This is a genomic window from Pseudomonas sp. (assembly GCF_030683065.1).
Taxonomy (GTDB): Bacteria; Pseudomonadota; Gammaproteobacteria; order Pseudomonadales; family Pseudomonadaceae; genus Aquipseudomonas.
The window spans coordinates 80959-106552 of record NZ_JAUXMX010000007.1; the positions used below are offsets into that span (position 1 = coordinate 80959).

Genomic DNA, 25594 nt, shown 5'->3' on the forward strand with positions numbered 1-25594 from the left:
TGCTTGCCATGCGCTGCCTCGCCAAACTGGCCCCCCTGAGCCTCACCCTCCTGCTTGCCGCCTGCGGCGACGGCGAACGCTTGCTGCCCGCCGACGCGATCCTGCCCGACGGCTCGCGCTATCGCGGGGAAGTGGTTGACGGCTTGTTACAAGGCGATGGCCGCCTGGATTATCGCAACGGCAGCCAGTTCGTCGGCACCTTCAAGGATGGGCAACGGCACGGCCTCGGCGAATGGCACGACGCGAATGGCGAGCATTATGTCGGCGCATTTGAGCACGGCGACTTTCATGGCCAGGGCACCCTTCGCTACCGTGACGGCAGTACCTACCAAGGTGGTTTTGCCGCGGGCCGACTTGCCGGCGAAGGCACGCTCAAGCGAGAGGGCCTGGTCTATCGCGGCACATTCAAAAATGACCTGTTCCATGGCCTGGGCAGCCTCGAACGCGCAGATGGCAGCAGCTTCCACGGCGAGTTCAGCCAAGGCCTGGCCAATGGTCAGGGCGTCAACAGCGACGAGTATGGCAGCCAGCTCAGCGGCGAATTCGTCAAGGGCCAACTGCACGGCGCCGGCAGCTTCAAGAGCAGTGACGGCGATCTTTACAGCGGCGCATTCAGTGACAATCAGTTCCATGGCACAGGCCGCTACCAGACCGCGGCTGGCGATGTCTGGAGCGGACAGTTTGTTGCCGGCGCACTCAACGGCGCTGGCGAGTTCCAGGGAGCTGACGGCGAGCGCTACCGCGGCGAGTTCCGCGACTGGGCCTACCATGGCCAGGGCACTCTGCACCTAGCTGACGGCAGCGTTTACCAGGGTCACTTCAACGATGGTGAATATGCCGGTAACGGCACCCTGACGCTTGCCGGGGGCACGCAACAGAGCGGCACCTGGAAGCGCGGGCAACGCCTGCGCGACGAACAGGGCCACATGCTGCCCGACCCTCTGGAGCTCGGCCTGCTGGCCCAGGGTCGCCTGCTCGAACAGGCCATCGCCGACCTCCCCGCCTCTACCCCGGCCATCGAGCTGTACGCACTGACTCTGGCCGGCGACGGCAAGCAGAGCGTGTTCATGCGCGAGGCCGATTATGTCGCCAACCTGCTTGGCGAACGCTTCGCCGCCCATGGCCGGATTACCCTGACCAATCATCGCGAGCAGATCAGCAAGCGCCCACTGGCCACCCGCGAAAGCCTGCGCCGCGCACTGCAGGCACTGGCCGAGCGCAGCGGACCGGAGGACCTGATCTTCATTTACCTGACCAGCCACGGGTCGAGCCGGCATGAGCTGAACCTCGACCAACCGCGCCTGCAACTGAGTGACCTGCCGGCCAGCGAACTGGCCGTCCTGCTGCAACCGCTGCGCGAGCGGCACAAGGTGGTGGTGATCTCGGCGTGCTATTCCGGCGGTTTCATTCCCCTGTTGCAAGACGACAAGACCCTGGTGATGACCGCCGCACGGGCTGACCGGGTGTCCTTCGGCTGTTCGGAAGAAAACGACTTTACCTATTTTGGCCGGGCGCTATTCGCCGAAGCCCTCAACGAGACCGATGACCTGCAGCACGCCTTCGAGTTGGCCAAAACAAAAGTTGCCGAGCGCGAGCAAGCCGATGGCTTCGAGGCCTCCGAGCCGCAAATCTGGCCCGCCAAAGCCGTCCTGCAACGCTGGCGTGCCCTGCGCGCGCAACAGGCCGATGGCGAATTGCACAGCGCCGCCGCTGACCCGACAGCCGCCAGTTCCACCCCACCCCGGGATCAAAGTATCGGGCGCAACGCGCAATAGTTTTTCAACGGCCTGTTAAGCTGATTGATATCAGCGGAGACCACACAACCATGTACTTGACGCCCCAGCACATCCTCCTCGCGGGTGCCACCGGCCTGACCGGCGAACACCTGCTGGACCGTCTACTCAACGAACCTACGGTTGCGCGCGTGCTGGCGCCGAGCCGCCGGCCATTGGCCGAGCACCCGCACCTGGAAAACCCGGTGGGCGAACTGCGTGATCTGTTGCCGCAGCTCACCGGCCCCATCGACACGGCTTTCTGCTGCCTGGGCAGCACAATCAAGCAAGCCGGCTCGCAGGAGGCATTTCGCGCTGTCGACCACGACCTGGTCGTGGCGTTTGCCCAACAAGCCCGCGCCCTCGGTGCGCGCCACCTGCTGGTGGTGAGCGCCCTGGGTGCCGACGCCACGTCATCGGTATTCTATAACCGGGTCAAAGGCGAAATGGAGCAGGCGCTGCAAGCCCAGGACTGGCCACAGCTGACCCTGGCACGGCCATCCCTGCTGCTTGGACCGCGCAACGAATTCCGCCTCGGCGAACGCCTGGCTGCGCCGCTGGCGCGCTGGTTGCCAGGCAAGTACCACGGCATCGAAGCCACCGTCCTGGCCCGCGCCCTGTGGCGACTGGCCCTGGAAGAAGGCCGCGGCGTACGCGTCATCGAATCCGACCACCTGCGCCGTCTAGGCCGCTAACCTCCCTACCGAGCAAACCCATGAGCACAGCCCACAGCAGCCTGATCGAAGCCCTAGAAGCCGCCGACATGCTCGAAATCAACGACCTCTACGCCTGGCAATTCAGCCTGGACAAGGAATTGCTGGCTCAAGTCAGCGCCGGCTCGGCCAGTGCCGACAGCCAGGACCAGCCGCTACTGAACATCGACTGCGTCGACGGCAGCGCTCGGCGCCACTGGCAGTTCTCCCTGGCCACGGTCAACGCGGCGCGCTTCGACGCCGACACGGACAGCTGGCGCCTGAACGACGGCGATACAGAGCACCGGATCAAATGCTTCGCGGCGATCAGCGGCAACAATCTCGACAGCGACGACGCCAGCAACGACTGACGCCCCTGCGGAGCGCGCCATGCAACTCTATGACCGCTATATTCTGCCGCACCTGATCGATTTCGCCTGCGGCATGGGCGAAGTGATGCAGACCCGCGCGCAGATCGTCCCGCTGGCCGAGGGACGGGTGCTGGAGATCGGTATCGGTAGCGGCCTCAATCTGGCGTTCTACGATGCTGAAAAAGTCAGCGCGATTGTCGGCGTCGATCCGGCCGCCGAGATGCAACGCCTGGCCCGAGACCGCGCGGCACGCTGCGCCATACCGGTGCAGATGATCGCCCTGGAGCTGGGCCAGATCCAGGCCGACGACGCCAGCTTTGACAGCGTCGTCTGCACCTTCACCCTATGCACCATCCCGGACGCCGTGGCCGCGCTTAGAGAAATGCGTCGGGTCCTGAAACCCGGCGGCCGCCTGCTGTTTTGCGAACATGGCCTGGCCCCGGATGCAGCCGTAGTGCGCTGGCAGAACCGCCTGACGCCCTACTGGAAGCCCCTGGCCGGTGGCTGCCACCTCAATCGGAATATCCCGGCACTGATCGAGAGTGGCGGTTTCATCATCGGCCAACTGCATACCCGCTACCTGCAAGGCCCCAGGCCCATGACGTTCGTCTATCGCGGCTGGGCTCACTAGGTTTGAGACCGCCATGACGGCCTTCTGCCACACGCAATAGAGCCGTATGCTGTCTATGGTTGCTGGATACATTTATAGGATTGAAACCGGTTAGCGCATGAAGCCACCCTCGACACGTCCCTTCACTATCCGCCACACCTGCCTGACCAGCTTGCTGGCACTGTGCATGGTCTGCGCCTCGCCGACCTGGGCACAACCGCGCGAAGTGCGGGTTGGCGTCTACGCCAACGCACCGAAAATCATGCTGGATCAGAACGGGCAAATCTCCGGCATCCTCGGCGAATTGCTGGCTGAAATCGCCCGCCAGGAAAACTGGCGACTCACCCCGGTGGCCTGCGATTGGCAGGCCTGCCTGGATCTGGCGAAAAACGGCACTATCGACCTGCTGCCAGATGTCGCCTTCAGTGAAGCGCGCGCGCAGCAACTGGACTTCCACCAGCAGCCCTCGCTGTATAGCTGGTCGCAGCTGTATAGCCGCGAGGAGACCAACTTGCAGTCGGTCCTCGACCTCGATGATCGACGGATCGCCGTGCTGGCCGGCTCCATCCAACAGAACTATCTGCAAACGCTGCTCGACAGCTTCGGCCTGCAAGCACGGCTGATCCCCGTGCACAGCCTGGCCGAGGGCTTAGAGCTGGTGGCCAGCCAGCAGGCCGAAGCAGTAGTGGCCAATCAACAATATGGTGACTTCCATGCACCGTACTACCGGCTCCGCAGCACGCCAATCATGTTTCAGCCTGCGCAGCTGTTCTATGCCACCCGCAAGGGTGCCAACAGTGACCTGTTGAGCAGTATCGATCGCCATTTGCTGGCGTGGAAAAGTACGCCCTCCTCGTATTACTACCAGACCCTGCAGCGCTGGGGCGGCCAGCAACCCCAATGGCGGATACCGGTGGCTGCCTGGTGGGGCTTGGCCATCCTCGCCGGCCTGCTGATGGCGGCGCTCGGTGGCGCCCTGCTGCTGCGCCGCCAAGTCGCCGAAAAGACTCGCCACCTGACCGCCAGCGAGCAGCGCCTGAATACCATTCTCGACAGTGTTGAAGCCTACATCTACATCAAGGATCCCGAGCTGCGTTACCAGTACGCCAACCGCAAGGTCTGCGAGCTGTTCGGCCTGCAGCTAGCGCAGGTGGTCGGTCAGACCGATGACAGCTTCTTCGACGTGACTACCGCAGCCAACCTGCATGAGAACGATCGTCGTGTGCTGCTGCTCGGCGAGCGGGTGGATACCGAGGAAGTCAACCGTAGCCCGGACGGCGCCCGCGAGCAGACCTTCCTCTCAGTGAAGCTGCCGCTGCGCCGCCCTGACGGCAGCATCTATGCCTTGTGCGGCATATCCACCGACATCAGCGAACACAAGAAGAACCTCGAACAGATCCATCGCCTGGCCTTCTACGACCTGCTCACCGGTCTGCCCAACCGCCGCTTGCTGCTCGATCGCCTGCAACATGCCCTGGCCCAAGGCGTGCGCGGCCATTTGGATGGCGCGCTATTGTTCATCGACCTGGACAACTTCAAGGATCTCAACGACACCCAGGGCCACGACATGGGCGACCAGTTGCTGCAGCAGGTGGCCCAGCGCCTGAGCAGCCATGTGCGCGAGGAGGACACCTTGGCCCGCCTCGGCGGCGACGAGTTCGTACTCATGCTTGAAGGGCTGCACCCGCAGCACTCCGAGGCCATCGCACAAATCGACAAAGTGGCGGCCAAGCTGCTGCAGACCCTCGCCGAGCCCTATAGCCTGCTCGGGCGCAGCTACAGCAGCACCGCCAGCATCGGCATCGCCCTGTTTTCCGAGGCCCAGGGCACGGTGGACGAACTGCTCAAGCGTGCCGACCTTGCCATGTACAAGGCCAAGGCCGCCGGACGCAACACCCTGAGATTCTTCAACCCTGAGATGCAGGCTGAGGTCAGCGCCCGCGCCACCCTGGAAAACGACCTGCGCCAGAGTCTGAGCGCACAGCACTTCGTGCTGCACTACCAACCACAGGTCAACGCGCAGGGCCAACTGTTCGGCGCCGAAGCCCTGGTGCGCTGGCAACACCCCAGTCGTGGCCTGGTAGCGCCGGGGGAATTTATCCCACTGACGGAAAGCACTGGCCTGATTCTGCCGCTCGGCCGCTGGATCTTGCACAGCGCCTGCCAGCAACTGGTGACCTGGGCTGCAGATGCCGAGCGCGAGCACCTGATCATGGCGGTCAACGTCAGCGCCAAGCAATTTCACCACCGCGACTTCGTCGCCGAGGTGCTTGCCGTGCTCGATGAAACCGGCGCCAACCCGCAGCGCCTGGAGCTGGAGCTGACCGAGAGTCATCTGGTGCAGGACGTCGAGGCCATGATCGTCAAGATGGGCCAGCTCAAGGCGCGCGGCGTGCGTTTCGCGCTGGACGACTTCGGCACCGGCTACTCGTCACTCAGCCACCTCAAGCGCTTGCCCCTTAACCAGCTGAAGATCGACCGCTGTTTCGTCCGCGACCTGCTCAGCGCACCCAACGATGCCGCCATCGTGCGCACCATAGTCGCATTGGGCGACAGCCTGAACCTGGACGTGATTGCCGAAGGCGTGGAAACCCCGGCCCAACGCGACGCCTTGCTGCTCCTGGGCTGTAAGCGGTTTCAGGGATATCTGTTCGGCAGACCGGCACCGGCGCTGAAGCTCGAACAGTGGTCCGACGCCAGCAACAGCTGAACCGGCGCCTCAGGCAACCTCGGTAAAGAGGTTTTCCATGACCATCCGTAGCGCCTGCGGTACACGCTTGAGCTCGCGGTCATCGCCTTGGTCATTGATGCACAGGCTGAGCTTGCGACCCAGTACATCCGCCGCAATAAACTCGGCGACCTGCGCTGGCGACTGCTCCAGTGCATCAGTAAACAGGTAGGCGCATTGATTGTTACGCACCTCGCCGCGCCCCTGGCTCAGGCACCAGTCGCCATACAGATTGGCGAGAATGCTCTGACCACTGCTGCGTCTGAACTTCTCCTCGCGCACCTCGGCAAACATCTGCGGATGACGTTGTTCCAGCTTATCCATCCAGCTCTTGCGCACGCCCCTGGGGGCATGTTCCATGATGCGATTGACGGATGAGCGACCGTAATGCTCGAGCATCCAGCGCCGGGCATTCAGCGCATCGTTGTACCCTGACAAGGTCTGCGCATCACTGCTGGCGGGCAATGCCTCGTCAGTCAGGTACACCACACACCCCAGGGTGCCGAAGAAGTCCGCAAAATCGGCGGGGCGCATCAGAAACACATCATCATTGAAGGCAACGAAATGCTCGGCGATACCTGGAATCAGGTGCAGGGACGCTTCAATCGCCCGCGAAGAAAACGTCGGCAGGTACTCGGCCGCAATAAAGTCGCGATGATCGACCAGTTCGACTTCAGGGAACTCGTCAAGAAAGTGTGGCCGCTGCCCGGCAGTCACCAAGAAGATCCGGCGCAAGCCGGTGCAGAAGGCGCGCAAGGAATACAACAGGTAGCGTAACTCGCCGTTATCGCGAAAGCGCCCCTCCACGTTACTGGTCGACAAGGTCTGCTGCTGGTTCACTTCGCCCTGATGCAATGCCCTGATTGCACGCCACAGTGGATCAGCGCCATTAACCCAGGTAATCACCACATCGAACGGTTGCGGCCTGGTACTGCTATCCACATCCATGAATACGGTTGCTCATTGAAATACCGTGAAAGTCACGCCCACTCATGACGCTGGCAAACCGGGCACAGTAGGCGCCCGGTTTACAGGACCGTTTGCTTGCTTCAGCCAAGTAACCCAAGGCGTCCGGCCAGGCAGGACCACCGCTGAGGCAGGGAGAGGTTCGGCTTGCAGCTTGATAATGAAAAAACTCGTCACGCATGGTAACAAAGCCCCGGCGAACGCGAGCAGTACACTGCTATTCAACTAGCGGACGCTGGTGCATCGGCCCTCGGCTGAAACAAGGCAGAGGCTTCAAAACTCTGCACAGCCATGGGACGGCCAAAATAGTAACCCTGAAAGTGCGAACAACCATTGCTCAGCAGACTGTCACGCTGCTCCAGCACCTCCACACCTTCGGCAATCACTTCCAGATTGAGACTTTGCGCCAAGGCGATAGTGGCGCGCACGATGGCCAGGCTGCCGCTATTGTCCGGCAACTGACGCGTGAAAGATTGATCGATCTTCAGTTGATCCAGAGGCAGCTGCTGCAGGTAGGCCATGGACGAATAACCCGTGCCGAAGTCGTCGATGGAGAAGCGGATGCCGATGTCCCTGAGCTTCTGCATGCGCACGATGGCTTCATCCATGTCTGTCAGCAGCAATGACTCGGTCAGCTCCAGCTTGAGGCGCTGGGGGTTTGCGCCGCTATGCCGCAGCGTCTGCTTCAGCGTCTCGACAAAGCCTGCCTGATACAGCAGGCGCGCACTGAGGTTTACCGACAGGCTCAAGCCGGCGCTGTGCGGCTGGCGCGCCCACTGCGCGAGCACCTTGCAGGCGGCATCGAGCACCTGCATGTCCAGGGCCTCGATCAGCCCGCAGCGCTCGGCGATGCTGATAAAAGCCCCTGGCGCCAATAAGCCGCGCTGCGGATGCTGCCAGCGCACCAGCGCCTCAGCACCGGTCAGGCGCCCCACCTGATCCACCTGGGCCTGCAGGTACAGAAGGAACTCGCCGGCCCGTAACCCGCGGTGCATATCCTCTTCCAGTTGCAGGCGAGCGCTCACCGCTTCCTGCATCTGTGGGTCGTAAAAGCTCAAGGCGTTCTTGCCCTCGGCCTTGGCCGTATACATCGACAAATCGGCGCACTGCATCAGCTCATCCACCGAGTACTGCTCGTCACAGAACAGCACCACACCCAAGCTGGCACTGCTGAACAGGCTATGACCGCCAATCTGATAGGGCTGGCGCAGGGCATCGAGCACCTTGCCCCCCAGGTGTTCGACCTGGGAGGCAGCTTCCTCGGCACAGCTATCAAGCCCTTCAAGCATAACCACGAACTCGTCGCCGCCCAGGCGGGCCACGGTGTCGCGCTCACGCAAACTATGGCGCAAGCGCTCGGCGACCTGGCACAGCAGTTCGTCACCGACCTGATGACCATACAGGTCGTTCACATTCTTGAAGTTGTCGAGGTCGAGAAATACCAGCGCGGCATACTCGCCACTGCGCCGACTCAAAGCGCGCGCCTGCTGCAGACGGTCACGTAGCAGACGCCGATTAGGCAGGCCGGTGAGGGCATCATAAAACGCCAGGTGCTTGATCTTTTCCTCGGCGGACTTGCGCTCGCTGATATCGGTCAACGAAGCCACATAATTGATGACCATGCCCTTCTCATCGCGCACCGCGCTGATGGCCAGCCACTCGGGAAACACTTCGCCATTCTTGCGCCGGTTCCAGATTTCCCCCTCCCAGATGCCGGTCTCGATCAGGGCTTGCCACATGGCCTGATAGAACTCCGGCCCCTGGCGACCGGAGCCGAGCATCTGGGTGGACTGGCCGATGACTTCGGCGGCGCTGTAGCCCGTGATCTGGCTGAAGGCCCGATTGACCTTGAGGATCCGCGTGCTGGCATCGGTAATCAGCATGCCCTGCTGGGACTCGAAGGCAATTGCCGCAATCCGCCGATCGAGTTCGAAATTGACCCTTTCGGTAATATCACGGGCAATAAACACCACCGCCCGCTTGCCCTGCAGCGGGGTATCCAGACGTTTGGCGCGCCCCTCGAACAGCCGGTGGCCGGAAGGCGTCTGCATCCCGTATTCCAGGGTTTGCGCGCTGTCGCTGGCCAGGGTACGGGCAATAAACGCCATGAACAGCTCCGACTGCCCCACAGGCAGTACCTCGCTCAGGCACTTGCCCAGCAAATCCTTGCCGCCGCCGTGCAGCAGCTGCGGATCGGGGGCCATCACCTCCAGGTAGCGCCCCTCCTCGTCCAGCACCAGGGTCAAATCCGGACTGGCCTCATTGATCGCGCGCAGGCGCGCCTCGCTCTCGCGCAGGGCCTGGCGATCACGGGTCTGCAGGTAAATGTCCTGCAGCAGCAACCCCAACAGCAGGGTGGCCGGCGTCAGCACCAGGAAAATAGAAATGGCCACCTGCGGCAACGCCTGACTGAAATCCCTGACGGGTAACAGGCCCAAGCTCAGCGCCAGCAACAGATTCACCAGGGCACCAAACAGCAGCAACTGCCAGACACCTATGCGCAACCAGTTGCGCTGGCAGGCCGCCCGATAGGCCAGGCCCATCAGTAACGGCATGACGACATTGAACAGCCCCACATGCGTCCCGACACCGCCCAGCCAGAGCCGATAGGCGCCGGCGATCAGCCCGGCTATGGCTCCCACCAGCGGGCCGCCGAACAACCCAGCCATGCTCAGTACCACGCTGCGCGCATCGAAGATCAAGCCCTCGCTGAGCGTTAGCGGAGCCAACATACCAATCACGCAGGTAGCCCCGAACAGACCACCGGCCACCAGTTGGCGCAACAGTTGCTGCTGGATGTAGCGCATATTCAGGGCATGCAGCCAGCACAACGCGATCAGCAGAGCCGCGCTCTCGATAAATTTCAGAATCATTAGACAACTCGACGGGGTTACCGGCACTGGCCAGCGGTGGGGAGTGACCGGAAAGGCCACATAATAGCAATTTACCAGCAGCAGATCAGGCCACAGGTCGGTCGTTTTTGGCGACCCGGATCACTCGCAGCAGCCGGCGGCGCTGGCGTGGAGCGCCTGCGACGCAACCCTAAGGCAGCGCACGCAACTGCAGGGCGTCCACCAGACCCGCAGCGATGGCCATACCGACCAGATCGGCGAGGGTATCGGCCTGCATGCGCTTCATCACCCGCGAACGGTAGAGGTCAACGGTTTTGACGCTGATCGCCAGCTGTTCGGCCACCTCCCGGTTGGTGTAACCGCACACCAGCGGCAGCAGTACATCGCGCTCGCGCGGGGTGAGACTGTCGAGGCGCGCCTGCACCGCCTGCAAGCGTTGATCCGCCAGCGGCGTCGCCGGTTGCCGACTCAATGCCTGCTGCACGCTGTCGAGCAGCAACTGCTCGTTGTAGGGTTTCTCGATAAAGTCCACCGCGCCCGCACGAAAGGCGCGCACCACAATCGGCACATCGGCATGACCGCTGACAAAAATAATTGGCATGTCGATGCCGCGCGCTCGCAGCGCTTCCTGCACATTCAAGCCACCCATGCCGGGCATCCGGACATCGAGCAACACACAGCCGCGAGTCTCGGCCGCGCAGGCCTCGAGAAACGCCCGGCCGCTGGTAAAGGGCAACGCCTTGAGCCCCACCGACTCCAGCAACCACACGGTGGAGTCGAGCATGCCCTGGTCATCGTCGACCACATACACCTGGTGTTGCATTTGCCCGCTCATCCCCTGCTCCTCGTATTGTTCTCGTCGACTCGCCCCAGCGGCAACCGGCATTCCAGGCACAGGCCGCCCGCCTGACCTGGATGAGCCTCCAGGGCGCCACCAAAGCCTTCGATAATGCTGCGGCTCATCGACAGCCCCAGGCCCAGCCCTTCCGCCTTGCTGGTGTAGAACGGGGTAAAGATATGCTCCAGCTGCGCCGCCGCCACGCCCGGCCCCTGGTCACTGACCCAGACACACAACTGGCCGCCACGCTCGCCGGCGCTCAGTTCGATGCGCGAGGGCTTACCCGGGTGCGCTTCACGGTTGGCGTCAATAGCATTGCGCAGCAGGTTGAGCAGCACCTGTTCGAGCAGCACCCGGTCGGCATACACCGGCGGCAGATTATCCGCCAGTTGCTCGACGATATTCACCTGCCAGTTGCTCGCCTCCCACTGACACAGGCGCATCGCCTCGCGGGCCACCTGGGCCATGTCCAGCGCCTGGGTGCGGCGCTGCCCCTTGCGCAGGAAGGCGCGCAGGCGCTTGATCACCTCGGCGGCGTGGTTGGCGTGCTCGGTGATGCGCTCCAGCCCCTGGGCGACTTTGTCTGCCGCCTCGGGATTAGTGCCCAGAACCTTGAGGTAGCGCTGGCTGGCCCCGGCGTAATTGACCACCGCCGCCAGTGGCTGGTTGATCTCATGGGCAATCCCCGAGGCCAGTTCACCGAGGGTGACCAGCCGCGCGGTGTGCGCTAGCTCATCCTGGTGATGGCGCTGCTGAGCCTCGCGCAATTCGCGCTCGGTCATGTCGCGGGCCACCAGCGAATAGTAATGCTCGCCGCCACTGCCGCGATGGGCCAGCAGCACCAGCGACACCAGCAAGGGCGCCGGCTGCCCCAGTGGTCGCAGGCGCACCTCGGCGCTCCACACGCCACGGCTATCGGCGGCGGCCCAACCGTGGGCCTGCAATTGCTGCAAATCATCTTCGGCGAGCAGCGCATCCAACTCTGGCAGAGGCTGATCTGCGGCGATATGCAGGGCATGCCGAGCCGACGGATTGAGGTAGGTCAGGCGCCCGGCCGGGTCGATAAACAACACCAGGTCGGTGTTGGCCTCGACCACCTCGGCCAGCCGCCGTTTGTTCTCCTCCGCCTGCACGCGCGCAGTAATGTCGCGCGACACGCTGACCACTTCGACCACCGCGCCGGTGTAGGTTTCGCGGATTGCCCGGCTGGCTGTCTCGAACCACAGGTAGTGGCCGTCACGGTGGGCAATGCGGAAGGTCATGGTGTGGTAGCCGTCCTGCTCCAGCGCTTCGTGTGTGCGCTGCACCAGTTGCGCCTTACCCTGGCGATGGAGCAGCGCCTGCACCCGGGTGCCGCGCAATTCTTCGGGCCAGTAGCCGAGCAGCGTCCAGCTGGCCGGCGAGGCATCCAGGAACCGCCCGTCCGGGGTGTGCCGGGAAATCAGGTCCGTGGTGTTCTCGGTGATCAGGCGATACAGGCGGCTGGCTTTGGCCGCCTCACGTTCGGCGCGTACCTGGGCGGTGGCCAACCGACAACGGGCCAGCACCCGCTGCTCGAGGGGATCGGGCACGAACAGCCAGATCAGAATCTGCCCGTCGACCTGCGCCTCAACCTCCTCAATGGCCCGATCCTGCTGCAAACAGGCGCGCACCAGTTGCGCGGCATTGACCGGCAAAAAAGCCGCCACCGCCGGCAACGGCCGCTCACCCAGCAGCTTGAGCATGGCCGCATTCAGCTGCAGCGGCTGCGCCTGCGCATCCAGCAGCAGGCTCGGCTGCGGATCGGCACCAAGCAAGGCCGTGCCGCGCGCCTGCGCGGGCAGGCTGGCCAGCAGGGTCAGTAACAACTCATGGATAAAGCCAAGCCAGTCGAGACTGACGCCCTCCTGCAGCTCGATCAGCAGCAAACCGGGCCGCCCCTCATCCAGCTGCAAGGCCAGCACCTGACCGTGACTGAGGCCAGCGCGGCGCACCCGCCCGGCCAACCAGCAGGGCAAGCCGCGCAACTCGGCCAGATCCAGCCGCGGCTGCTGAGCCAGCGCCTCGAACAACAGCTGGTCGCTGGCCTGCAAGGGATCGCCAAAACCAGGCGGCAGGTGCGGGGCGCTGCCTTCATGGCTGTAGATACCGGTGCCCGGCTGCCAACCCAGAAAGAACGCCTGACGCACTTCGGGACAAGCGTGCAGGGTGCGGCGCAAGGCATCGGCGCGCACCGCCAGGGGCAACGCCTCGCGCTGTAAAGCCAGCCAGCTGTGCAGCTGCACGCGAATTTCACTCATTTAAATCTGCTTCCTCACAGCGGGCTACCCGCAGGTGCGTGTTGACCATCCGCAAGCATCACGGCAACGCACGCGCAACGCAAAGCGACCAAGGGATATACCCCACAGAGCAATATAGTAAACATACTATAGAACTATGGTTTAACTTCCATATTTTACTAGGTGAATATATAAATGCCCCCCAGTTGAAACATGAAACGCCTATTCGCCAGCCGAACTGGCGCTACAAGAGCAAATAATCTGCCATGGGTACTCGCATGTCGATCTACGAACAAGGCCTTGCGCCTGCCCCCGTTAACCACATCGCCCTCTCGCCGTTGAGCTTTCTCGAGCGCACCGCAAGCGTCTACCCGCATTACCCGGCGGTGATCCATGGCTCGATTCGTCGCGACTGGGCCGAAACCTATGCCCGTTGCCGGCGCCTGGCGTCGGCCCTGGCCGGCCGCGGTATCGGCAAGGGCGACACGGTGGCACTGATGCTGCCCAATACCCCGGCGATGCTCGAAGCGCATTTCGGCGTGCCGATGATCGGCGCAGTGCTCAACCCGCTTAACGTGCGCCTGGATGCCGAGGCCATCGCCTTTATGCTGCAGCATGGCGAGGCCAAGGTGCTGATCACCGACCGCGAGTTCTATGACGTGATCCACGCCGCCGTCGGCATGCTCGACCACCCGCCGCTGGTGATCGACGTCGATGACCCTGAATATGGCGAAGGCCAGGCGGTCAGTGACCTCGACTACGAGGCCCTGCTGGCCGAAGGCGACCCGCAATTCGCCTGGCAATGGCCGGATGACGAATGGCAGGCCATCAGCCTCAACTACACCTCCGGCACCACCGGCAACCCCAAGGGCGTGGTCTACCACCACCGCGGCGCCTACCTGAACTCGCTGGGCAACCAGATGACCTGGGCCATGGGCCACCACCCGGTGTACCTCTGGACCCTGCCAATGTTCCACTGCAACGGCTGGTGCTACCCCTGGACCATCACGGCCCTGGCGGGCGTGCATGTGTTTTTGCGTCGGGTCGACCCGCAGAAAATTCTGCACCTGATCCGCGAGCACAAGGTCAGCCACCTGTGCGGCGCACCGATCGTGCTCAACGCACTGGTCAACATGCCCGAGTCGGCCAAGGCTGCCATCGAGCACCCGGTCAATGCCATGGTCGCCGGCGCGGCGCCACCGGCCAAGGTCATCGGCGCAGTGGAAGAGATGGGCATCAAGGTCACCCACGTCTACGGCCTCACCGAGGTCTACGGCCCGGTCACCGTGTGCGCCTGGCATGCCGAATGGGATGCGTTGCCGCTGGAGCAGCGGGCGCAGATCAAGTCGCGTCAGGGCGTGCGCTATCCGACCCTGGAAGGCCTGATGGTCGGCGATCCTAAAACCCTGGAGCCGACCCCACGCGATGGCGAAACCATCGGCGAAATCTTCATGCGTGGCAACACAGTGATGAAGGGCTACCTGAAGAACCCCAGCGCCACCGCCGAGGCCTTCGAGGGCGGCTGGTTCCATACCGGCGACCTGGCCGTGTGTCACCCCGATGGCTACGTGGAAATCAAGGACCGGCTGAAAGACATCATCATCTCCGGTGGCGAGAACATCTCCACCATCGAGGTGGAAGCCGTGCTCTACCGCCACCCCGCCGTGCTGGAAGCAGCCGTGGTCGCCCGCCCGGATGAGAAGTGGGGCGAAACCCCCTGTGCCTTCATCACCCTCAAGGTCGACCAGCAGACTGCTCGCGAGGCCGACATCATCGCCTTCTGCCGCGAGCACCTGGCTGGCTTCAAGGTCCCGAAAACCGTGGTCTTCACCCAGTTGCCGAAGACCAGCACCGGCAAGATCCAGAAGTTCGTCCTGCGCGACATGGCCAAGGCGCTCTGATTGACCAACCGCGCTCGCCCCAGCGAGGGGCGAGCGGCTGTTTACCCCTTTCAACAGCAATAAAACACAACAACAAAAAGCGTCATGCGCGCTGAATGCGCGGTGCCGACGGAGGCAACCCTATGCAACTGTACAAACGCAAAGATGGCGAACAGCAACCGTGCTGGTCTTTCGGGCCTTTTCGGGTACGCCTGCCGTTTATCCACTACCGTTGGGAAACCGCGGAGATGCTCCAGGCCCTGATCATGTTCGTGGTCAGCCTGGCGATGATTCCGCTGCTGGAAAAATACCTTGGCCTGCCCTACGACGTGGCCCTGGCCTATGTGGTGGTGTGCGGCATCGGCTTTATGCTGCCGGCGCTGCTCGGCGTGCCTTTCGTGCCCGGCTGGATCACCCCGGGCATCCCGGTGGTGCTGCTGTTCCTGGGCAACTTCGAGCCCGGCCCGGAAGCGATTCAGGCGCTGTTTGCCCTGCAGTTCCTGGTCTTCGTGATCTTCCTGGTGCTCGGCGTCACCCGCCTGGGCAGTACCCTGGTGAAGGTCATTCCCAACTCGATGAAAGGCGGGATCATCATCGGCGCCGGTATCGCCGCACTGATGGGCGAAATCTCCACCGGCGGACGCCTGGCCAACACCCCGATCTCCCTGGTGCTGGGCAGCCTGATCTGCCTCTACCTGATGTTCTCGGTATCCTTCAAGGGCCTCACCGAGCGCGTGCCCCTGGCCCGCAAGATCGTCAACTACGGCATGGTGCCGGGGATGCTGATCGCCATCTTTATCGGCATCGCCGTCGGCGAGTACAAGATGCCCGACGTGAAATTCGGCATCACCGCACCAGCCTTCGCCGAGATGTGGAACTACCTGCCGTTCAACGTCGGCTTCCCCGGCCTGGACGTGTTCCTGCTGGCGGTACCCACTGCCGTAATCGCCTACATCATCGCCTTCGGCGACATCATCGTCGGCCAGTCGCTGATGCAGCGCGCCGACGAACTGCGCCCAGATGAAGTGATCGAGAACAACATCGACCGGGTACACCTGGTAACCGCCCTGCGCAACGCCCTGCACGCCTTCTTCGCCCCCTACCCAGGCCTGGCTGGCCCGCTGTGGACTGCCGTCGCGGCAACCATGGCGGAGCGTTACAAGTACGGGCGCAAGGCCATGGACTCGATTTACAGCGGCGGTGGCACCTTCTGGATCACCGGTTTCATCGCCCTGTTCATGCTGCCACTGGTGAGCTTCTTCCAGCCGGTACTGCCGATTGCCCTGTCGCTGACCCTGATCCTCACTGGCTACATCTGCCTGATGGTCGGTTTCGAGCAGCTCAACAACAACACCGAACGCGGCGTCGCCGGCACCATGGGTGTCGTTCTGGCTGTCTATGGCGCAGGCTGGGGCCTGGCCGCCGGTGCAGCACTGTACATCCTGGTCGAGCGTACCCACCTGCTCAAGTTCACCTCGGCCAAGGACAAGACCAGCGGCGCGCCAGAGGTCGACTGACGCGCTATACCCCTACTGAGAGCCTGTTGCCGGCTCATCGCACAGCGCGATGAAACGGCCGCAGCCCCTGGTTTCCACGCCGCAGGTTCACCTGCGGCACTCTGCTTTGAGGTGCCCCATGCCTGACTACAACGCCCCCCTGCGCGATCTGCGTTTCGTCCTCCACGAAGTCTTCGACGCCCCCACCTTGTGGGCACGCTTGCCAGCGTTGGCCGAGACCGTAGACGCCGACACCGCCGACGCCATCCTCGAAGAGGCGGCCAAGGTCACCGGCACCCTGATCGCCCCGCTCAACCGCAGCGGCGACGAGGAAGGCGCGCAGTGGATCGCCGGCGAGGTGCGCACCCCGGCTGGCTTCAAGCAGGCTTACACCACCTATATCGAAGGCGGCTGGGTCGGCCTGTCCGGCAACCCGGCCTACGGCGGCATGGGCATGCCCAAGATGCTCGCGGTGGCCTTCGAGGAAATGCTCTATGGCGCCAACAACAGCTTCGCTCTTTATTCAGCGCTGAGTTCCGGCGCCTGCCTGGCCATCGACGCCCACGCCAGCGAAGCCTTGAAGACCACCTATTTGCCGCCGATGTACGAAGGCCGCTGGGCCGGCTCCATGTGCCTGACTGAAGCCCATGCCGGTACCGATCTGGGCCTGATCCGCACCAAGGCCGAAGCGCATACCGACGGCAGCTACGCGATCAGCGGCAGCAAGATCTTCATCACCGGCGGCGAGCAGGACCTGACCGAAAACATCATCCACCTGGTGCTGGCCAAGCTGCCAGGCGCGCCGGCCGGGCCCAAGGGCATTTCGCTGTTTCTGGTGCCAAAGGTGATGGTCAATGCTGACGGCAGCCTGGGCCCGCGCAACGCGGTGAGCTGTGGTTCGATCGAACACAAGATGGGCATCAAGGCCTCGGCCACCTGCGTGATCAACTTCGACGCCGCCAGCGGCTACCTGATCGGCGAGCCGAACAAAGGTCTGGCGGCGATGTTCACCATGATGAACTACGAGCGCCTGTCTATCGGCATCCAGGGCATCGGCTGCGCAGAAGCCTCTTACCAGGCTGCCGCCGCTTACGCCCGCGACCGCCTGCAGAGCCGCGCCGCCACCGGTAAAGTGGCGCCTGAGAAGGCCGCCGACCCGATCATCGTGCACGCCGACGTGCGCCGCATGCTGCTCAGCATGAAAGCCATGACTGAAGGCGGCCGCGCGTTTGCCTGCTACGTCGGCCAGCAACTGGACCTGGCGAAGTTCTCCGCAGACGCCGAGGAACGCCAACAGGCCGAAGCCCTGGTCGCCCTGCTCACCCCGTTGGCCAAGGCCTTCTTCACCGACATTGGCCTGGAAAGCTGCGTGCACGGCCAGCAGGTATTCGGCGGCCACGGCTACATTCGCGAGTGGGGCCAGGAGCAACTGGTGCGCGACGTGCGCATCGCGCAGATCTACGAAGGCACCAATGGCATCCAGGCCCTCGACCTGCTCGGACGCAAGGTGGTGGCCAACGGTGGTGCCGGGCTGCGCCAGTTCGCAGCCGAAGTTCGCCACTTTGCCCACCAGCATGAAACGCCCTATGGCAGCGAACTGGTCACCGCCCTGGAGCGCCTGGAGGCGGTCAGCGGCTGGCTGCTTGAACAAGCCAAGACGGACGCCAATGCAGTAGGCGCCGCCTCGGTGGAGTACCTGCACCTGTTCGGCTACGTCGCCTACGCCTATATGTGGGCCCGCATGGTCGCGGTAGCCGAGGCCAAGCGCGACGAGGAGCCAGCGTTCTACAGTGGCAAGCTGGCCACTGCGTCGTTCTATTTCACCCGCTTGTTACCGCGCACCCTGAGCCTGGAAGCCAGCATCCGTGCCGGCAGTGCGCCGTTGTATGAGCTGGACGCCGAGCAGTTCTAAGCAGCAATAGTTGAGCGTTTGCGCGACGTCCCCACCGAGGCGTCGCGTTTTTTTATTCAAGCCGTCAGGTACGCGGGGCCGCCCAGGCCACGCGCACCCGATACTATCGCCAGGCGCATCGCCTGCGAGGAAACCTTATGCGTGAAGTCGTCATAGTCGCCGCCACCCGCACTGCCGTTGGCAGCTTCCAGGGCTCGCTGAGCCGGATCCCGGCGCCAGAACTGGGCGCCGCGGTGATCCGCCGCCTGCTTGCCGACAGCGGCCTGCCCGCCGAGCAACTCGACGAGGTGATCCTCGGCCAGGTACTCACCGCAGGCGCCGGGCAGAACCCCGCGCGCCAGTCGGTGCTCAAGGCCGGCCTGCCACACACAGTGCCCGCCATGACCCTGAACAAGGTCTGCGGCTCCGGCCTCAAGGCGGTAATCCTCGCCGCCCAGGCCATCCGTTGCGGCGATGCCGATGCGATCATCGCCGGCGGCCAGGAGAACATGAGCCTGTCGCCCTACGTCATGGCGCAGGCGCGCAATGGCCTGCGCATGGGCCACGGGCGGCTGCTCGACAGCATGATCCACGACGGCCTGTGGGATGCGTCCAACGATTACCACATGGGCATCACCGCAGAAAACCTGGCCGAGCAATATGGCATCACCCGCGAAGAACAGGATGCCTTCGCCGCCCGCTCGCAGCAGCGCGCATGCGCGGCCATTGAGGCTGGACGCTTCGCCACGGAAATCACCCCGATCGAAATCCCCCAGCGCTATGCCGACAGCCTGCTGTTCCAGGTGGATGAGCAACCCCGCGTCGACAGCAGTCTCGACTCGCTGGGCAAACTGCGTCCGGCCTTCAAGCCTGACGGCAGCGTCACCGCCGGCAACTCCTCGACCCTCAACGATGGCGCGGCCGCCGTGCTGCTGATGAGCGCCGAGAAAGCCGCCGCCTTAGGCCTGCCGATACTGGCGCGGATCAAGGCCCATGCCAGCGCCGGAGTCGACCCGTCGATCATGGGTATCGGCCCAGTGTTCGCCACCGGCAAGGCCCTGGAAAAAGCCGGCTGGAGCCTCGACCAACTCGACCTGATCGAGGCCAACGAAGCCTTTGCCGCCCAGGCCATCGCCGTCGGCCGCGAACTCGGTTGGGACAGTGCCAAAGTCAACGTCAACGGCGGCGCCATCGCCCTCGGCCATCCCATCGGCGCGTCCGGTTGCCGTATCCTGGTCAGCCTGATTCACGAGATGGTTCGCCGCGACGCGCACAAGGGCCTGGCCACCCTGTGCATCGGCGGCGGTCAGGGCGTGGCCCTGGCCATCGAGCGCGACTGAACCGCACCCCGACCTTAGGGTGCGCGCGGCCGCCCAGGGGCCTGCCGAACCGTGCCTCGCGTCCGCGTGCGCACCCAAAGCAGCTCCTGGAGGAGAATATGATGCGCACCCTGACCACCCTCACCGGCAACAGCCAGAAACTCGACGGCGGCGCCATGTTCGGCAACGCCCCCAAGGCGCTGTGGCAGCGCTGGATGAGGCCCGACGAACTGAACCGCATCGACCTCGGCTGCCGCGCCCTGCTGGTGCAGGACGCCGAGCGCAATATCCTGGTGGAAACCGGCATCGGCGCTTTCTTCAGCCCCGAGCTGAAACAGCGTTTCGGCGTCCAGGAAGAGCGCCACGTACTGCTCGACAGCCTGGCCGAACTGGGCCTGAGCGATGCCGATATCGACATCGTGGTGCTTAGCCACCTGCACTTCGACCACGCCGGCGGCCTGCTGGCTGCCTGGGAAAAAGATCAACCGGCGCGGCTGCTGTTCCCCAATGCCCGCTTCGTTACCGGTAAGCGCCAGTGGCAACGCGCCTGCCAGCCCCATGCCCGCGACCGCGCCTCGTATATCCCGGAGCTGCTGACCTTGCTGGAAAGCAGCGGCCGCCTGACCCTGCTGGAAGAAACCGCACATTGCCAACTGCTCGGCCCAGACTGGCGCCTGCACTGGAGCGATGGCCATACCCCAGGGCTGTTGCTGCCGGAAGTGGCCATGCCTGGCGGGCCGGTGGTCTTCCCCAGCGACTTGATCCCTGGTGCGCCTTGGGTGCACCTGCCGATCACCATGGGCTATGACCGCTTTGCCGAAGGCCTGATCGAAGAGAAAACGGCACTACTGGCGGACTTGGTCGAGCGCGGCGGTCGCCTGGTATTCACCCATGACCCACAGATCGCCATGGGCCGGGTCGCGCGCGATGAAAAGGGCCGTTACGGCCTTGCGGATGCCCAGGCCGGCGTGTGCAAGCTGGCCGAATAAGCAGTCAATGATTTGGTGCGCACTCCGCCGTGCGCACCGCTGCCGTTAAAGCCCGCCGCTGACGCCCAGGCTTACGCCCAATTCGGTCGCCAGCGAGAACGGCAACAACAGAGTGTCCAGCAGGGCACTGGCGGGTAGGTCGATGCCGGGGTATCTGGGCGCCTCGGCACCGAAGCGCGCCTCGGCGCAGCAGCCATTGTTCAACGCATACAGGTCCAGGCGGGTGCCGGCATAAATCACCGGCGCGCCCGGTTTGGCGGCATCCAGGGTGCGCACCGTGGCGCAACCGCTGCTCAGCAGGATGAGCAGCAGCAGACAGCCCATCCGCGCGACTCGGTTACTCACCCGACACCTGATGGTGTTCGCCCCAACGTGGCAGCATGTCCTGGGGCACGCCCAGGCAATTGAGGATCCGCGCGACCACAAAGTCGATCAGATCGTCGATGGTCTGCGGCTGGTGATAAAAGCCCGGCGCAGCCGGCAGGATCACCGCGCCCATGTTCGACAGCTTGAGCATGTTCTCCAGATGGATGCTGGAGAACGGCGCCTCGCGCGGCACCAGGATCAACTGCCGCCGCTCCTTGAGCACCACATCGGCGGCGCGCTCGATCAGGTTGTTGCAGGCACCCATGGCAATCGCCGACAAGGTGCCCGTGCTGCAGGGCACCACCACCATCGCCGAGGGCGCGCCAGAGCCGGAGGCCGCCGGTGCCATCCAGTCTTCTTTGCCATAAACGCGAATCTGCCCCGGCGTAGCGCCGGTGTACTCGTTAAGAAACGCCTGCATGGCGCGGGGGTTGGCCGGCAGACTCACATCGGTCTCAGTCGCAAGCACCAGCTGCGCGGCCTTGGATATCAGAAAATGCACTTCACGATCTTCCCGCACCAGGCAGTCGAGCAGGCGCAGGCCGTACTGGGCGCCGGAAGCGCCGGTCATGGCCAGGGTTATACGTTCAGGTCCGCTCATAAATTCACTCTCAAAGCTGCTGCGCTTGCTTATGCTGCGTTGAAAGCCTGCTCGGAATGCTCATTTACAGCAGTAAACTCGCGTGCGAGCTCAGTCCGCTTCCTCGCAGGCTTTCGCCTTGCCTAATCTGCGCTCGCGACGCTTTGAGCGCGAATTTTGGCTCTCTATAAAAGGGCCGCGGCCAGCTTGCCGTGCAAACCGCCAAAACCGCCGTTGCTCATCACCACTATCTGAGTACCCGGCGCGGCCTCGGCCTTGACCCCGGCGATGATCGCCTCCAGGGAGTCGCAGACCTGGGTCGGCACCGTGGATGCAGCCACGGTCGCCGCCAGATCCCAGCCGAGGTTGCTCGGGGCGTACCAGTACACCGAATCGGCTTGCACCACAGACGCCGGCAGGCCATCGCGATGGGCGCCAAGCTTCATCGAATTGGAGCGCGGCTCGACGATGGCGATCAGCTTCGCGCTACCTATGCGCTTGCGCAGGCCATCGAGGGTAGTGGCGATAGCGGTCGGGTGATGGGCAAAGTCATCGAAGATGGTCACGCCATTCACTTCGGCGACCTTTTCCATGCGCCGCTTGGCGTTGATAAAGCTGCACAGCGCGGCGATGCCGAGTTCTGGCACCACGCCGACATGCCGCGCCGCCGCCAGGACCGCCAGGGCATTGGCCACGTTGTGCTGGCCCGTCAGTTGCCAATCGACCACGCCAGCGGTTTTACCCTCGAAACTCACCTCGAAACGCGAACCGTCGGCGTTGAGCAGCCGCGCCAGCCACTGGCCGCCTTCGCCAGTGGTGGCGACCGGGGTCCAGCAGCCCATCTCGATCACCCGCTGCAGCGCAACGTCCGCCGCTGGGTGAATGATCAGCCCTTCACCGGGAATGGTCCGCACCAGATGGTGGAACTGCCGCTCGATAGCCGCCAGATCCGGGAAGATGTCCGCGTGATCAAACTCCAGGTTATTGAGGATCGCGGTGCGCGGGCGGTAGTGGACGAACTTGCTGCGTTTGTCGAAGAAGGCGCTGTCGTACTCGTCAGCCTCGACCACGAAGAACGGCGTGCCTCCCAGGCGCGCAGAAATTCCGAAATTCTGCGGCACCCCGCCGATCAGAAAGCCCGGGCTCATGCCGGCGTGCTCCAGCACCCAGGCCAGCATGCTGGCGCTACTGGTCTTGCCATGGGTGCCGGCCACTGCCAGCACCCAGCGCCCCTGCAACACATGGTCGGCCAGCCACTGTGGGCCGCTGACGTAGGGCAGGCCCTTGTTCAGTACGTACTCAACGGCCGGATTGCCCCGCGACAGGGCATTGCCGATCACCACCAGATCCGGCGCCGGCTCGAGTTGCGCGGCATCGTAGCCCTGGGTCAATTCGATGCCCTGGGCCTGCAACTGGGTGCTCATCGGCGGGTAGACATTGGCGTCGGAGCCGGTGACGCGATGCCCCAACTCCTTGGCCAGCACGGCCAGCGAACCCATGAAGGTGCCGCAAATACCGAGAATATGGATATGCATGATTTACCTTAAAGGCGTCCTCAAAAACCGGCCAGAACAGGCGCTGAAAAATCTTGCCGCAGGTTAGCACAGCGCCTGGCGCTCGATCTCGGCGTGTAGTGTGCAGACTTCGACCGATCATCCACGGACACGTTTCAGGGCACGACGAAAAATCAAACGCTTGCTTGGATTGCACTTTCCAAAAGCATTAGGCAGCATCGAAACGTCCGCTGGCATAGCTCATGCAGTGCCAACCCAGCCAACTACTAATGCCGAGGCTCGCCATGCGTATCGTCCCAGCCACCCTGGAACACTTGGACCTGCTGACCCCGCTGTTCGTCAAATACCGTGAATTCTATGGCGAACTGGCTTTTCCCGACTCCTCGCGCAAGTTCCTGGAAACCCGTCTGCGCCGCAAGGAATCGGTGATTTACCTGGCGATGGCCGACGATGAAGACAAACTCCTCGGCTTCTGTCAGCTCTACCCCAGTTATTCCTCGCTCTCGCTCAAGCGCGTGTGGATCCTCAACGACATCTACGTCGCCGAAGAGGCGCGGCGCCAGCTGGTTGCCGATCGTCTGCTGCAAACCGCCAAGAAAATGGCCAAGGAAACCAACGCCGTGCGCATGCGCGTCGCCACCAGCCGGGATAACGAGGTGGCGCAAAAGGTCTACGAGTCAATCGGCTTCGTCGAAGACGAGCAGTTCAAGAACTACATACTGCCTATCAGCAGCGACTGAGCGGGTAGCGCCGCCCCGCCCAGCAGACAGATCAGCCACTGAGCGGGAATCGCGCGCGCACCTACAGCTGCAGGCTCAGCCATAAACCAACCCCCAGTTGAGCCACCAGGCCAGCGAGCAACACCAGCCGCCAAGGCTGAGTGCGCAGACTGGCCCGGGCTGGGGCTGGCGGGTGTTGCAGGGGCTGTTTCAACGCCTGGCGAAACTCCGACAGCGCCTCGAACCGTGCAGCAGGTTGCGGCGCCAAGGCCCGCGCCAGCACTCCGTCCCAGCCAGCGGGCAAGTGCGTGGCAAAGTTGGCCAGCGGAACATAACGACTCGACGATGCGCCTTCCGGGCGCGCGATTTCCGGCCACTGCCCACAGATCAACCAATAGGCCAGTGCCGCCAGGGCGAACTGATCGGCACGCCCATCCACCCGCTGCTCACCGCGCAACTCCGGCGCCAGCGGAATAGCCTCGGCGGGCAACTGCTGACGTGGTACGCCCGGTAATAGCGCGGCATGCTCCGGCAACAGCAGCAGACGCCCGTTCGGGCTGATCAGGATGTTCCGCGGGTTCAGCCACAACCCCTGCATGCCGCGGCGCTGCAGAGCGCGCACCGCCGCAATGGCCTGATCGAGCAAGGCCAGCAGAGTGACCGCATCCACGGGTCCATGAGCCGCCACCCAATCGACCAGGCTGCGCAAGCCCGCTGCAGGCGACTCGAACAACATGAAGGCATGCTGGCGCGGCCAGTGCGACGATAAAACCCGTGGCAAGCTGGCCACCGGGCTGCGCCGCAACGCCCACTCACGCTGCCAGAACACCTCGTCTGCCGCCTGCTCGGCGAGCCACAGCAAGGCCTCGCGCCCGCTTTCGTCACGCGCCTGGAACAACCGACCGGGCGGCCCGAACGAACACTCGCCGAGCAACGTCCAACCATCCAACTGGCTTCCCGCAACGGCCCCGGGCGCTGCCGGCCACTGCTCCCGCAGCGTAGGCGGCGCCAGGTTTGCGGGCGCGCCCGGCAGCAGCAAAACGGCAGCACCTGGCGCCCTGAGCCAGGGCGCCAACAGCGCAGGCATGCCCTGCACCGCAAGCCCCGCACAACCGGCACGGAAGGCATCCAGATCGGCTATAGCAAGCAACGGCTGCGGCGCCAGCAACAATGCCTCCCCCTCAGCCAACGGCAAACTGTGCTGTACCAGCGCCAACTCGGCCTGCATACCCAGCTGCAGATCATCACGCCCCGGCAGGCTCTGCAAATCCCCACCCTTGTAGCGCAGCAAACCCACCGCACCAGCCTGCAGGAACTGCGCATCGCCGCCCTGCAGCAATAGCAGCCCAGCATCCATACGCGGCACACTGCGTCCCGTCTGCCGGCGGCGGAACAGTTCCTGATTGAGCGCCGCCAACACCTGACGCGCCGCCTGCGCCTCGCTCCAGCCCGCAGGCGTGCAGCGATAGTCAGCCAACAGCGCATCCAGATAATGCTCCAACTGTTGCACCACATCGGGGCACTCACGCGTCCACAACAGAGCCACCAGCAACAGCGGCGGCCGCCCTTGGCGGCCCGCCACCCACATCGCCCGCGCCCGCGCAGCCTGGGCTGGCAGGTCTATGCCGTAGCCCAGCAGCAGGCTGACGGTCGGATGATCCATGCGTTCTATCGACATCGGCAGCCCTCCCCGCGTACCACTGCCCAATCCACTGCAGCCTTTATGCCGGTTCGCTGCAGCTTGCCGCACACA

At 63.7% G+C, this 25594-nt stretch carries 19 protein-coding genes; 11 read left to right on the top strand and 8 right to left on the bottom strand.

Annotated features, from left to right (window positions below; genetic code table 11):
• Positions 1-8: 8 nt before the first annotated feature.
• The 5 genes from Q8K09_RS01450 (at position 9) to Q8K09_RS01470 (ending at position 6155) form a co-directional block, all read left to right on the top strand.
• A complete protein-coding gene (locus tag Q8K09_RS01450) occupies positions 9-1775 on the top strand; it encodes a C13 family peptidase (RefSeq protein WP_305253215.1) in 1767 nt (588 codons plus the stop codon).
• Between the two features lie 50 nt (positions 1776-1825).
• Complete coding sequence (locus Q8K09_RS01455) at positions 1826-2467, top strand: oxidoreductase (RefSeq protein WP_305253217.1); 642 nt, start codon at positions 1826-1828, stop codon at positions 2465-2467.
• A 20-nt stretch (positions 2468-2487) separates the two neighbouring features.
• Entirely contained in the window at positions 2488-2835 is a 348-nt protein-coding gene (locus Q8K09_RS01460) for a DUF5629 family protein (RefSeq protein WP_305253218.1), read from the top strand.
• 19 nt (positions 2836-2854) lie between these two features.
• The gene (locus Q8K09_RS01465; RefSeq protein ID WP_305253220.1) at positions 2855-3466 is read left to right on the top strand and encodes a class I SAM-dependent methyltransferase; all 612 of its coding nucleotides are present in this window, start codon (positions 2855-2857) and stop codon (positions 3464-3466) included.
• A 97-nt stretch (positions 3467-3563) separates the two neighbouring features.
• Positions 3564-6155, top strand: a complete 2592-nt coding sequence (locus Q8K09_RS01470) for an EAL domain-containing protein (protein ID WP_305253222.1) — start codon at positions 3564-3566, stop codon at positions 6153-6155.
• A gap of 9 nt (positions 6156-6164) precedes the next feature.
• On the opposite strand, the gene Q8K09_RS01475 is transcribed toward Q8K09_RS01470, so the two are convergent.
• The 4 genes from Q8K09_RS01475 to Q8K09_RS01490 form a co-directional block, all read right to left on the bottom strand.
• Complete coding sequence (locus Q8K09_RS01475; RefSeq protein ID WP_305253223.1) at positions 6165-7121, bottom strand: stealth family protein; 957 nt, start codon at positions 7119-7121, stop codon at positions 6165-6167.
• Between the two features lie 239 nt (positions 7122-7360).
• A complete protein-coding gene (locus Q8K09_RS01480; protein WP_305253224.1) occupies positions 7361-10012 on the bottom strand; it encodes an EAL domain-containing protein in 2652 nt (883 codons plus the stop codon).
• Between the two features lie 169 nt (positions 10013-10181).
• Positions 10182-10826: a response regulator transcription factor gene (locus Q8K09_RS01485; protein ID WP_305253226.1), complete on the bottom strand. Its 645-nt coding sequence runs from the start codon at positions 10824-10826 to the stop codon at positions 10182-10184.
• Positions 10823-13108: a PAS domain S-box protein gene (locus Q8K09_RS01490; RefSeq protein WP_305253228.1), complete on the bottom strand. Its 2286-nt coding sequence runs from the start codon at positions 13106-13108 to the stop codon at positions 10823-10825. The genes Q8K09_RS01485 and Q8K09_RS01490 overlap by 4 nt, the downstream gene beginning before the upstream one ends.
• 257 nt (positions 13109-13365) lie before the next feature.
• On the opposite strand from Q8K09_RS01490, the gene Q8K09_RS01495 reads away from it, so the two are divergent.
• The 5 genes from Q8K09_RS01495 to Q8K09_RS01515 all read left to right on the top strand — a co-directional run bounded on the left by Q8K09_RS01495 (position 13366) and on the right by Q8K09_RS01515 (position 20662).
• Entirely contained in the window at positions 13366-14988 is a 1623-nt protein-coding gene (locus Q8K09_RS01495) for an acyl-CoA synthetase (protein ID WP_305253230.1), read from the top strand.
• A gap of 122 nt (positions 14989-15110) precedes the next feature.
• A complete protein-coding gene (locus Q8K09_RS01500; protein WP_305253231.1) occupies positions 15111-16484 on the top strand; it encodes a solute carrier family 23 protein in 1374 nt (457 codons plus the stop codon).
• 118 nt (positions 16485-16602) lie between these two features.
• Complete coding sequence (locus Q8K09_RS01505) at positions 16603-18375, top strand: acyl-CoA dehydrogenase C-terminal domain-containing protein (RefSeq protein WP_305253232.1); 1773 nt, start codon at positions 16603-16605, stop codon at positions 18373-18375.
• Between the two features lie 137 nt (positions 18376-18512).
• Complete coding sequence (locus tag Q8K09_RS01510) at positions 18513-19694, top strand: acetyl-CoA C-acetyltransferase (RefSeq protein ID WP_305253233.1); 1182 nt, start codon at positions 18513-18515, stop codon at positions 19692-19694.
• 101 nt (positions 19695-19795) lie between these two features.
• Positions 19796-20662 carry an MBL fold metallo-hydrolase gene (locus Q8K09_RS01515; RefSeq protein WP_305253406.1) on the top strand — a complete coding sequence of 289 codons (867 nt, stop codon included), beginning with the start codon at positions 19796-19798 and terminating at the stop codon, positions 20660-20662.
• A gap of 45 nt (positions 20663-20707) precedes the next feature.
• Here Q8K09_RS01515 and Q8K09_RS01520 read toward each other — a convergent pair whose 3' ends face one another.
• From Q8K09_RS01520 to mpl, 3 genes are all read right to left on the bottom strand, one after another.
• Complete coding sequence (locus tag Q8K09_RS01520; protein WP_305253407.1) at positions 20708-20986, bottom strand: YceK/YidQ family lipoprotein; 279 nt, start codon at positions 20984-20986, stop codon at positions 20708-20710.
• A 13-nt stretch (positions 20987-20999) separates the two neighbouring features.
• On the bottom strand, positions 21000-21629 hold the full coding sequence (gene ubiX, locus Q8K09_RS01525) for a flavin prenyltransferase UbiX (RefSeq protein ID WP_305253235.1): 630 nt from the start codon (positions 21627-21629) through the stop codon (positions 21000-21002).
• A 164-nt stretch (positions 21630-21793) separates the two neighbouring features.
• Positions 21794-23143, bottom strand: a complete 1350-nt coding sequence (gene mpl / locus Q8K09_RS01530) for a UDP-N-acetylmuramate:L-alanyl-gamma-D-glutamyl-meso-diaminopimelate ligase (RefSeq protein WP_305253237.1) — start codon at positions 23141-23143, stop codon at positions 21794-21796.
• A gap of 263 nt (positions 23144-23406) precedes the next feature.
• On the opposite strand from mpl, the gene Q8K09_RS01535 reads away from it, so the two are divergent.
• Positions 23407-23862 carry a GNAT family N-acetyltransferase gene (locus Q8K09_RS01535; RefSeq protein WP_305253238.1) on the top strand — a complete coding sequence of 152 codons (456 nt, stop codon included), beginning with the start codon at positions 23407-23409 and terminating at the stop codon, positions 23860-23862.
• Positions 23863-23923: 61 nt separating this feature from the next.
• On the opposite strand, the gene Q8K09_RS01540 is transcribed toward Q8K09_RS01535, so the two are convergent.
• Positions 23924-25519, bottom strand: coding sequence for a protein kinase (locus Q8K09_RS01540; protein ID WP_305253239.1), 1596 nt, complete (start codon positions 25517-25519; stop codon positions 23924-23926).
• Positions 25520-25594 lie beyond the last annotated feature (75 nt).

What these genes read in the sequence shown, in the direction of transcription:
- Q8K09_RS01485 (WP_305253226.1), bottom strand. Translation starts at nt 10,826, where the DNA reads ATGAGCGGGCAAATGCAACACCAGGTGTATGTGGTCGACGATGACCAG.
- Q8K09_RS01475 (WP_305253223.1), bottom strand. Translation starts at nt 7,121, where the DNA reads ATGGATGTGGATAGCAGTACCAGGCCGCAACCGTTCGATGTGGTGATT.
- Q8K09_RS01505 (WP_305253232.1), top strand. Translation starts at nt 16,603, where the DNA reads ATGCCTGACTACAACGCCCCCCTGCGCGATCTGCGTTTCGTCCTCCAC.
- Q8K09_RS01455 (WP_305253217.1), top strand. Translation starts at nt 1,826, where the DNA reads ATGTACTTGACGCCCCAGCACATCCTCCTCGCGGGTGCCACCGGCCTG.
- Q8K09_RS01540 (WP_305253239.1), bottom strand. Translation starts at nt 25,519, where the DNA reads ATGTCGATAGAACGCATGGATCATCCGACCGTCAGCCTGCTGCTGGGC.
- Q8K09_RS01480 (WP_305253224.1), bottom strand. Translation starts at nt 10,012, where the DNA reads ATGATTCTGAAATTTATCGAGAGCGCGGCTCTGCTGATCGCGTTGTGC.
- Q8K09_RS01500 (WP_305253231.1), top strand. Translation starts at nt 15,111, where the DNA reads ATGCAACTGTACAAACGCAAAGATGGCGAACAGCAACCGTGCTGGTCT.
- Q8K09_RS01465 (WP_305253220.1), top strand. Translation starts at nt 2,855, where the DNA reads ATGCAACTCTATGACCGCTATATTCTGCCGCACCTGATCGATTTCGCC.
- Q8K09_RS01470 (WP_305253222.1), top strand. Translation starts at nt 3,564, where the DNA reads ATGAAGCCACCCTCGACACGTCCCTTCACTATCCGCCACACCTGCCTG.
- Q8K09_RS01520 (WP_305253407.1), bottom strand. Translation starts at nt 20,986, where the DNA reads ATGGGCTGTCTGCTGCTGCTCATCCTGCTGAGCAGCGGTTGCGCCACG.
- Q8K09_RS01510 (WP_305253233.1), top strand. Translation starts at nt 18,513, where the DNA reads ATGCGTGAAGTCGTCATAGTCGCCGCCACCCGCACTGCCGTTGGCAGC.
- ubiX (WP_305253235.1), bottom strand. Translation starts at nt 21,629, where the DNA reads ATGAGCGGACCTGAACGTATAACCCTGGCCATGACCGGCGCTTCCGGC.
- Q8K09_RS01450 (WP_305253215.1), top strand. Translation starts at nt 9, where the DNA reads ATGCGCTGCCTCGCCAAACTGGCCCCCCTGAGCCTCACCCTCCTGCTT.
- Q8K09_RS01490 (WP_305253228.1), bottom strand. Translation starts at nt 13,108, where the DNA reads ATGAGTGAAATTCGCGTGCAGCTGCACAGCTGGCTGGCTTTACAGCGC.
- Q8K09_RS01535 (WP_305253238.1), top strand. Translation starts at nt 23,407, where the DNA reads ATGCGTATCGTCCCAGCCACCCTGGAACACTTGGACCTGCTGACCCCG.
- mpl (WP_305253237.1), bottom strand. Translation starts at nt 23,143, where the DNA reads ATGCATATCCATATTCTCGGTATTTGCGGCACCTTCATGGGTTCGCTG.
- Q8K09_RS01495 (WP_305253230.1), top strand. Translation starts at nt 13,366, where the DNA reads ATGTCGATCTACGAACAAGGCCTTGCGCCTGCCCCCGTTAACCACATC.
- Q8K09_RS01515 (WP_305253406.1), top strand. Translation starts at nt 19,796, where the DNA reads ATGCGCACCCTGACCACCCTCACCGGCAACAGCCAGAAACTCGACGGC.
- Q8K09_RS01460 (WP_305253218.1), top strand. Translation starts at nt 2,488, where the DNA reads ATGAGCACAGCCCACAGCAGCCTGATCGAAGCCCTAGAAGCCGCCGAC.